The following is an 8,236-nucleotide window of genomic DNA, read 5'->3' as shown; positions in this document are numbered from 1 at the left end:
CAGGATAATAAATCTTCACAAAAGGCATAGACTTTCATTCCTTTTCTTATTTTTAATATACAACAAAATTTCATCGTGAAATGTGTAAAATCTCATATACTGTAACACCTTTATTCACTACAATATCAGGTTTCTCTTCATAAAACTCAAACCTACTATATCTCCATTTATCCGGATTATAAACGATTACGTCCCCTAAACACTTTTCATTGTTTTGTACATTTTCATTCATCGTGTTTAATTGAGTCCCAATCAGTGTTTTACTTTGAGAAATACTTCCCGCATATTCAACAACATATCTACTTTTCTTAAATCCATCACTTAGATTAACAACTAATGGAACACCTATATTTATTTGTTGCCATCCAAAAGATTGTAAAATATTATCATAATATCCTTCAAAGATAAATTTGTTCATTCCTTCATGGCCATTCCAAATATATAAAGGTGCATAACAGTTATAGAAATTCCCGTCCTTACCTACCTCAGTAATTAAATAAGCTTTAAAATTCAGGTCTTGAAAACCATCAGTTTTATGCCCATTATCCTTTACCCTATTCCTAATATTCTTTATATTATAATCCTTTGGCAAAATGACCTTATATTGCATTCCAATCATGTTTATCACTCACTTTCTATCCTATATACATAATGATAAACCGATGATTGACTAACGTAAAATAGGTATAAATTATGTTTGGTATCATTTATAATGATAGTGCATAAGGGGCTGAGATATATGGAAATAAATGATCTTATTATATTCAAAACTGTTGCCAGTGAGGCTTCTATTAGTAAAGCTGCTAAAGAGTTAGGATATGTTCAACCGAACGTAACTGAGCGAATCAAAAAATTAGAACAAGAATTAGAAACGCCTTTACTACATAGAGATAACAAAGGTGTTTCCTTGTTACCTGCTGGTGACATTTTATTAGATTACACGAATAAAATATTAACTCTATTAGAAGAAGTAAAAGATGAAATTAAAACGAGTGGTTCTTCTTATATAATAGCGACGTCACAATCTATTTTGACAAATTATTTAAGTAAGCGTATTGAAGAAAACTTCAGAAATTATCAAATATATGTAGAAAGTAGTAGTCATTTGCAAAAATTACTTCAGCAACAAAAAGTTGATATGGTCATAACTTATGAGGATTATCCTGACGCATCGTTTAAAAAAGTGTTCACGACCTCAATTTCTGTAGGCTTATTAAAAGCGAAAGAAAAATGTACCATTGATTATTCAAAAGAAATTTTCTTCGTTAGCAATGACAAAAAGTGCCCTTTTAGAAATAAGACAATACAATTTCTAAAAGAAAATAATCTATCTCAGCAACAACTTCAACAGTTGGATTCTTATTCGCTTATGGAAGCGTTTATTGATGATGGAAAAGGAATAGCTTTTTTACCGATTAAAAATGATAAATTGGTACCAATTGAAGATGTTCCAGTTGAGAAATTAGCTGTTCATTTTTTTACAAATCAAAACTCTTTCAAACAAATCCCTGATGAACTATTTGGTTAATAAAAAATCCCTCCTTTAAGAATCTAAAAGAGGGATTTTCATATTCTATACAATTGATTTTTCACACATTTTGCTCCACTTCTGCACTTTTCTCCTTCTTATTCCGTTTCATATTCTTCAGTCCCTTAACCGTCCCAACCAATCCTTTCGGAAAAACGAGTAACACGATAATATACAATAAACCTAGAATAATCGTCCATCTTTCAAAAATCGGATATTCCGTCGCTAGTTCTGATAAATAATATTTTAGGGATTCAATAATCCCAGATCCAGCAATAGCTCCAATTAATGTTCCGATTCCTCCAATCATTGTCATCAAGAGTGCATTTAGTGTCATTTCAATTGAAAATACAGTCGTATTGACAAAGCGTAATGTAATAACAAATAAACCACCGCTAATTGCAGCTACTATTCCTGCTACTACACTTGCGATTATTTTATAATGGAGGACTTTATATCCAAGTGCTTCAACACGTTGTTCATTTTGTGAAATTGCCTTTAATACTTTCCCAATAGAAGACTTTGTAAAAAGACGTAATAGAATAAAAATGAAGCATAAACATACAAGTGATACATAATAAAAAGTAAAACGATCACGGAATATTTCTGGTACACCAAATGTAAAACCATCTCCTCCGTGAGTGAGCCCACGCCATTTTTCAGCAAGGACGAAAAACAACTGTGAAATAGCAAGTGTTAGCATCGCATAAAAATGACTTTTCAGCCGTAAAGAAAGTAAACCAATTATATAACTAACTATTGCTGAAATGATAATTGCAGCTACTATTCCAATTAAAAAGTTCGTTATTGATACGCCTTGTCGATCAAATAAAAGCGCTACCCCATATGCTCCTATCCCAAAGAACATACAATGACCGAACGATACAATTCCTGTATACCCAAGCAATACATCAAAACTCATTGCAAAAATAGCAAAGATGAAGATTTGAGTGAACAAAATTAACAAGCTCCTTGAATCATTTACGAACGGAAATACACTTAAACAAATGAGCATACATACTCCAAAGTATACTTTAATTCGGTCCGATGTGTTGTTCACCATTTCACCCCTTTTCACCAACAAGTCCAGTTGGCTTCACTATTAAGAAAAATAGTAACATTAACATATTAATTGCAAGTGATAAATCTGGTATAAAATACGCTGTAAAAGCACCAGCTAATCCAACAATTAAAGAAGCAATAGCTGAACCTTGTACGCTTCCTAATCCACCGATAATTACTACTATAAAAGCTAAAATTGCATACTGCATGCCCATCTCGGCGAAAATAACGCCCGAATACGGTGCTAATAAGAATCCTCCCAAAGCTGCCATCCCTGCTCCTAATAAAAAGACGAAAGAAAATATCGCTTTTACATTAATACCAAGCGCTTGAACCATTTCTTTATCCATTACACCTGCACGGATCATAAGACCTATCTTCGTCTTTTTGAGTAATAGTAGTAGTGCGATGTAAATAATTATCCCAATCAAAATAACAAATAGACGATATTTAATTAATATAATACCTCCGAATGTAAAACTTCCTTGTAACCATAACGGTAATTTTGCACTAATAGGGTTTGGCCCCCAAAATATTTTAATACACTCACTAAGAACGAGCATTCCTCCAAGCGTAACGAGCAGCTGTCGAACATGATTTCCATATACCGGTCTAATAAGAAACCTTTCTAAAATAAATCCTAGGAACATTCCCATGGCTACTGCTCCAACTAAAGCTAATATATAACTTCCTGTCATATTAAATAACCAAACACCTGTAAATGCTCCCCATGCAAATAAACCACCGTGTGCAAAGTTTAAAACGCTCATTAGACCGAAAATAAGTGAAAGACCTGATGCTAACAAAAAAATGAGCATCCCTGTTGAAATCCCATTTACAAATAAATTGATTAACACATCCATCCTTTTCACCTCGGATTCATGTTAAGAGATTCCTAAATATTTATGACACATTTCCTTATCCTTTTTTAATTCATTCATAAAACCGTTATGAACAATTCGTCCGTTATCCATAATGTAAAAATAATCACCAATTTGACTGGCCATCATAAAATTTTGCTCAACAAGTAAAACTGTTGTTTTCTCTTTCATCTTCAAAATAGCTACCATTAATTTCTCCACCATTATCGGGGATAGCCCTTTGCTCGGTTCATCAATAAGTAATAATCCATCACTATTAATAAACGCTCTTGAAATAGCCAACATTTGCTTTTGCCCTCCGCTCAAGAGCCCACTTTTCTTATTCCAAAACTGCTTTAAATCCGGAAATAGTTCCAGCATCCACTCTATTTTCCCTTCTACTTCCTCACCTTTTCCCCTAGCAAGAGCGAATGTTTCTTCTACTGTCAAATCATGAAAAATACCTTGATTTTCTGGTACATACCCTATTCCTTTCCTTGAAATTAAATGTGTAGGTAATCCACTTACTTTTGCACTATCATAATAAATTTCACCATCTGCAATGCGGTGAAATCCCATCACTGAACGTAATGTCGTTGTTTTCCCTGCCCCATTTCTACCAAACAGTACAGTAATCGTCCCTTTCTCAACAGCAAGAGATACTCCTTGCAAAATATGAAACTGATCTAAATACGTTTCTATATTATTCACTTGTAATAGTGCCACTATATAATCCCCCTAAATAAGCACTTTGTACACGCTCATCTTTCATAATTTCTTCTGGCAATCCTTCAGCTAATAACTCTCCATGAAATAAAACGATAAGATGATCTGACAAACCTAGTATCATATCCATTTTGTGTTCGATAAGTACAATTGTGCTCTCTGGATGTTTCTTAATATTTTCAATCACTTGTAATATAGCAGGGACTTCCTCAACCGAAATACCTGCCGTCGGCTCATCAAGTAATAACACATCCGTTTTTAAAGCCAATAACATCGCAAGTTCTAGCTTTCTTTTCTCTCCATGTGCCAAATCTTTCGCTAATATGTTCTCTTTCTCGTGAAGTAATACTGTTTTTAAGAAACGTCTCGCCTCTCCAACTTGTTGCTTTAATTTTGCTGAACTCGGGAAAAAACTATAGTAATCTTGTACGAATGATTGAACACTTAAACGGACATTTTCAAGTACCGTTAATTCTGGGAATATGTTTGTAAGCTGAAAAGAGCGACCGATTCCTAAGCGTGTTCGATCTGAAATCGATAGTTTTGTAATATCTTGCCCTTTAAAATACATTTCACCTGTTGTAGGTGAAATCTGTCCACTTAGTAAATTAAATAATGTTGTCTTCCCCGCACCATTTGGCCCGATAATAGAAATGAGCTTTCCTTTTTGGACAGTTAAATTTACATCTTTAATAACTTGATGTTCACCAAAAGATACACTAAGATTTTTCGTCTCTAGCAAATGTGTCACGAAATCCCTCCCTTTAAAGCCGTGAGTATGAAGGAAATATGTATAAAGAGGGTCCCCCCTCTTTATACAAAAACAACAGAAAATTCAGTCTATTTATTTTGAACTGGTGGTTCTGTTTCTTTCATCGTTAATTCTCGCTCTAACACTGGCACCGGATAATCAACACCATCTTGCTTTTTCAATGTGATAGAATACAGCGTCTGCATCGCTTGGTGGTCCTTCTCTCTAAACTTCATCTTTCCTTTCGGTGTATCAAATTCCATTCCTTCCATTTTCTTAATCAAGGTATCTACATCTGTATCACCTTTTGTTTTCTTTAAGGCTTCTACAATAGAAATTGCTGCTGACATTCCTCCCGCTGTAAACAAATCTGGCACTACACCATTAAAACGTTTTTTATGCTCTTCAACTAGCCAATCATTCACTTTATTTTTTGGAAGTGTGTGATAATATACAGAAAAACCTTGCATACCTACTAATGCATCCATTGTTTTTAATGCTGGTATATCTGGCGCACCTGTAGAAATTTTAATACCTTGCGCTTCCACATTCATATCTTTCAACTGTTTCCAAGGTGAATTTGCCCCTGCCCAAACGATAAATAAATAATCTGGTTTTGAACTAATGATATTTTGAATATTCGCTGTAAAATCTGTTGAATTTGTATCCGCGTATTGCTCATTCACAATGCTCGCACCTAATTTTTTCGCACCCGCTTTAAATGCAGCAATCCCTTCACGACCAAAAGCGTTATCTGGGGCAAATGTCGCAATCTTTACACCTTTTTTCGCAATTGCCGCTGCTCCTGCAATCGCATCTTGTGAGGAACTTCTTCCAGTTCTAAAAATATATTTATTCCAGTTCTTCCCGGTAATACTATCCGCAACTGCCGGTTCTACAACCATAATCTTTTCATATTCCCCGGCCAGTGGTAAAACCGCTAACGTATCACTTGAACTAGACGATCCAACTAAAAAATCAACTTTCTCTTCTTCTAATAACTTCGTAGCTTTTTTAACTGCTACATCAGCTTTCGTTTCTGTATCTTCTACAACAAACTTAATCTTTTTCCCATCTACTTTCCCAGTTCCACCAGTTGCATAGTCTAACCCTAATTCAAATCCGTTCACTGTTTGTTTTCCATACGATTCTAGCGGTCCTGTTAAAGAAGCAAGAACTCCTACCTTAATCGTTTTTTCATCCTCTGTACTTGTTTTCTTTCCTGAACAAGCTGCCGTTATTAATAACGAACCTAAAACACAACCAGTAAACATTGTCTTTAGCCACTTACGTTTTTTCATCGACATTGTGATCCTCCCCATACTTTACTTTCTGATAGAATCAAACACGCCAAAATCCCCTGTCCGTAATCATGACTAACTAATTCGATAGATAATGGAAAACTCTTGTAGTACCCTCTACATTCGGCACAAATATATAATCACCTTCCTATGTAATGGAAACGGACATACAATCAATATATATTCTGCAATCCAATTGAAAATACTGTTTCATTTCAGTAATGATCATACAAAAAGACTAACTTATTTTTTAAGTTAGTCTTTTCACCTTAATTAGAGTTAAGTTCTACTTTCTCTAACCCTTCAGCCAATTGTTTCTTATCTAGTCCTTCTCCTATTACTACTAAGTTTGTCGGGAAACCGAAGTCTTGTTCTAATAAAGTTGGTACTCCGAACGAATATTGGAATAGGTGAGGGTATTTATCTCCACGGAATTTCACAAAACCTTTCACTCGATAAATACTATCTGGTAAATTCGAAAGCCATTCATATAATTTGTCTTGATCAATCGGTTTCGTAAATTGATATGTCATCGTTTGTATATGTAAATGCTGTTTGACATGTAGTGTCTCATGTTCCTCATCATTTGGAAATTCTGCTTCTTCTATATCTTTTAAAGATATATTACAATACTTTGTCTCATACATTTTCGCATGATCATTTATTGCCTTTACTTCTTCAAATACTGTGTTCTTATCTTCATCTGTTAGTAAATCTGCTTTATTAACAAGAATGTGACTACCAAATTTAAGTTGCTCATGCAATAGCTGTTGTACATTTGCACTTAATATACTTCGGTTTAACCACCTTACTGCATCTAAAACGACTACAATTGATTTCACTTCCAGAAAAGGAGCTAAAATTGGCGAGACACACGCGTCTAACACTTCAATTGGATGCGCAACACCTGTCGTTTCTATATAAATTACATCTGGTCTTTCTTGTTGGTATAACGAATGTAATTGTATTTCAAGCTCTTCTTTTAATGTACAACAAATACATCCTTTAAGAAGTTCTCTTAAAACATTCTCTTTTCCAATAATATCTGTATCTACCGAGTATTCACCAATTTCATTCATTAATACTGCAACTTTTCTATTCTTCTTTTTCTCTGCTAACAATAAATTTTGTAATAATGTTGATTTTCCACTACCTAAAAAACCACCTAATATATGAATCTCCACTTTATTCATTCAACCGACCATCCATTTCTTTACTTCAAATGTATTCAAAGCGTAATAATTACGATTTATATTTATCATTTTATTAAAAGAATGACCATTTGTAAATATAAGAGATTCACTGTTCATTTACTTCATATGCAACTCTAACTCCAGACTCAATTGCCCCTTGCATCCATCCATGTGTTAATGTCGTATGCTCTCCTGCAAAGTGTACTTTTCCAGATGGTGGTGTAATATACGGAAATAACTCGAGCTCTTGGCCTGGTTCGAAAGCTGTAAATGCACCGCAAGAATACGGATTTTTACTCCAGCTAAAAGATGTTCCAGTGACAAACTCACTATAGACGATGTCACCGTATATTTCCGCTAAATTTTTTAATGCGTAACGAATACGATCTCTTTGCGGGAGACTATCCCATGTTAACGCCTCATCTGCCCACGTATAACTTGCTATAACGATAGCTGGTCCTGGAGTATGAATGCCATAACTCGGATAGTATGTAAAACGTATCGGTAAATCAGTAATAGATTTACCTCCACACTGTCCCGCTTTCTCCCAAAATCTACTTTTAAACTCTATTGCAATTTTAGTTGCAGCAATATAATTTAATTCACGAATTGCTCTTTTTTTAAAATAAGAGAATAAATAGTATGGCTGAACTTCTACAAACCTTAACGCTGAAAATGGAATTGTAATAATAGCAAAATCACTTGTTATTGTAAATTGCTCTAACGTTTGTTCATGATTTCCTTGTAACATTACTTTATTATCTTCTTGTATAATTTTATCAACCTTATACTGCATTAAAATATGTTCCCTTAAT

9 protein-coding genes are annotated in these 8,236 nt (G+C 34.2%); 1 reads left to right on the top strand and 8 read right to left on the bottom strand.

All coding sequences use genetic code 11. The features are described from left to right. Positions 1 to 70: 70 nt before the first annotated feature. Positions 71 to 619 carry a DUF4865 family protein gene (locus ACQGS6_RS18895; RefSeq protein ID WP_097855744.1) on the bottom strand — a complete coding sequence of 183 codons (549 nt, stop codon included), beginning with the start codon at positions 617 to 619 and terminating at the stop codon, positions 71 to 73. A gap of 120 nt (positions 620 to 739) precedes the next feature. On the opposite strand from ACQGS6_RS18895, the gene ACQGS6_RS18890 reads away from it, so the two are divergent. Next, positions 740 to 1,528: a LysR family transcriptional regulator gene (locus tag ACQGS6_RS18890; RefSeq protein ID WP_097855745.1), complete on the top strand. Its 789-nt coding sequence runs from the start codon at positions 740 to 742 to the stop codon at positions 1,526 to 1,528. Positions 1,529 to 1,589: 61 nt separating this feature from the next. Here ACQGS6_RS18890 and ACQGS6_RS18885 read toward each other — a convergent pair whose 3' ends face one another. The 7 genes from ACQGS6_RS18885 to ACQGS6_RS18855 all read right to left on the bottom strand — a co-directional run. Continuing rightward, positions 1,590 to 2,543 (bottom strand): branched-chain amino acid ABC transporter permease, encoded by a 954-nt coding sequence (locus tag ACQGS6_RS18885; RefSeq protein ID WP_426965428.1) that lies wholly within the window; start codon positions 2,541 to 2,543, stop codon positions 1,590 to 1,592. Between the two features lie 49 nt (positions 2,544 to 2,592). Further along, entirely contained in the window at positions 2,593 to 3,453 is an 861-nt protein-coding gene (locus ACQGS6_RS18880) for a branched-chain amino acid ABC transporter permease (RefSeq protein ID WP_000382787.1), read from the bottom strand. A gap of 21 nt (positions 3,454 to 3,474) precedes the next feature. Next, complete coding sequence (locus ACQGS6_RS18875; RefSeq protein ID WP_001196696.1) at positions 3,475 to 4,176, bottom strand: ABC transporter ATP-binding protein; 702 nt, start codon at positions 4,174 to 4,176, stop codon at positions 3,475 to 3,477. Next, complete coding sequence (locus ACQGS6_RS18870; RefSeq protein ID WP_000149336.1) at positions 4,154 to 4,927, bottom strand: ABC transporter ATP-binding protein; 774 nt, start codon at positions 4,925 to 4,927, stop codon at positions 4,154 to 4,156. Before ACQGS6_RS18870 ends, ACQGS6_RS18875 begins: the two co-directional genes overlap by 23 nt. Before the next feature lie 89 nt (positions 4,928 to 5,016). Further along, on the bottom strand, positions 5,017 to 6,234 hold the full coding sequence (locus ACQGS6_RS18865) for a substrate-binding domain-containing protein (RefSeq protein ID WP_000062005.1): 1,218 nt from the start codon (positions 6,232 to 6,234) through the stop codon (positions 5,017 to 5,019). 263 nt (positions 6,235 to 6,497) lie between these two features. Next, complete coding sequence (locus tag ACQGS6_RS18860) at positions 6,498 to 7,421, bottom strand: CobW family GTP-binding protein (protein ID WP_001044941.1); 924 nt, start codon at positions 7,419 to 7,421, stop codon at positions 6,498 to 6,500. A gap of 106 nt (positions 7,422 to 7,527) precedes the next feature. Beyond that, the coding region (locus tag ACQGS6_RS18855; RefSeq protein WP_426965426.1) for a flavin monoamine oxidase family protein at positions 7,528 to 8,236 on the bottom strand (709 nt) is incomplete at its 5' end.

It is taken from the genome of Bacillus sp. GMs2/2 (genome assembly GCF_050172095.1).
In the GTDB taxonomy this organism is placed as follows: Bacteria; Bacillota; Bacilli; order Bacillales; family Bacillaceae_G; genus Bacillus_A; species Bacillus_A cereus.
The sequence above is the reverse complement of the archived record's forward strand: the minus strand, read 5'-3'. Positions and strand labels throughout refer to the sequence as shown.

Bases quoted from the DNA above. Each gene is read 5' to 3' on its own strand.
- ACQGS6_RS18880 (WP_000382787.1), bottom strand. From the start codon at position 3,453: ATGGATGTGTTAATCAATTTATTTGTAAATGGGATTTCAACAGGGATG.
- ACQGS6_RS18885 (WP_426965428.1), bottom strand. From the start codon at position 2,543: ATGCTCATTTGTTTAAGTGTATTTCCGTTCGTAAATGATTCAAGGAGC.
- ACQGS6_RS18865 (WP_000062005.1), bottom strand. From the start codon at position 6,234: ATGTCGATGAAAAAACGTAAGTGGCTAAAGACAATGTTTACTGGTTGT.
- ACQGS6_RS18890 (WP_097855745.1), top strand. From the start codon at position 740: ATGGAAATAAATGATCTTATTATATTCAAAACTGTTGCCAGTGAGGCT.
- ACQGS6_RS18895 (WP_097855744.1), bottom strand. From the start codon at position 619: ATGATTGGAATGCAATATAAGGTCATTTTGCCAAAGGATTATAATATA.
- ACQGS6_RS18860 (WP_001044941.1), bottom strand. From the start codon at position 7,421: ATGAATAAAGTGGAGATTCATATATTAGGTGGTTTTTTAGGTAGTGGA.